This is a genomic window from Oceanobacillus sp. Castelsardo (genome assembly GCF_001659985.1).
GTDB lineage: Bacteria > Bacillota > Bacilli > Bacillales > Amphibacillaceae > Oceanobacillus.
This window is the reverse complement of the sequence record NZ_LYCS01000028.1, coordinates 1-746: the sequence shown is the minus strand read 5'-3', so window position 1 is coordinate 746 and position 746 is coordinate 1. Positions and strand designations below refer to the sequence as shown.

2 rRNA genes are annotated in these 746 nt (G+C 45.7%); both read right to left on the bottom strand.

From position 1 onward, the window contains the following. Nucleotides 1-97, bottom strand: a 23S ribosomal RNA gene (locus tag A9178_RS18320); the annotation flags it as partial. Nucleotides 98-464: 367 nt separating this feature from the next. Beyond that, nucleotides 465-746, bottom strand: a 16S ribosomal RNA gene (locus A9178_RS18315); the annotation flags it as partial.

The window sequence follows — 746 nt, the reverse complement described above, 5'->3', positions numbered from 1 at the left end:
GTTTACTTACAACTCCCCGAGGCATATCGGTGTTAGTCCCGTCCTTCATCGGCTCCTAGTGCCAAGGCATCCACCGTGCGCCCTTATTCACTTAACTAAGTTTACAATGAATAAGCGTGCTATTTAAATAGCCTTGCTTTAATTAATCTAGCTTCAGCTCCTAGTGACTAGCGTACTTCCTTTACCTTCGTACGATAAAGAAGACTTGCTTGCTGGCATGTCCAGTAAGCTTAGTCGCACTTATACCCTTGCGGTGAAAGTCAACATCGATTCACTTACGTTCATCGTGTTTCCTTTATCTCCTACTAATGAATGTCCGTACGTCACTGAACAGTCGCTTCAGCCTTTTAAGTTTGATGTCGTTTAATTACTCTTATTTAGTTTTCAAGGTACAAAGTTTTAAAGAGATTTACTCTCTCAAAACTGAACCAAACAAACCAGTATGTTTCCGTATAATTCCTTAGAAAGGAGGTGATCCAGCCGCACCTTCCGATACGGCTACCTTGTTACGACTTCACCCCAATCATTGGTCCCACCTTCGGCGGCTGGCTCCAAAAGGTTACCTCACCGACTTCGGGTGTTACCAACTCTCGTGGTGTGACGGGCGGTGTGTACAAGACCCGGGAACGTATTCACCGCGGCATGCTGATCCGCGATTACTAGCGATTCCGGCTTCATGTAGGCGAGTTGCAGCCTACAATCCGAACTGAGAATGGTTTTATGGGATTTGCTTGACCTCACGGTTT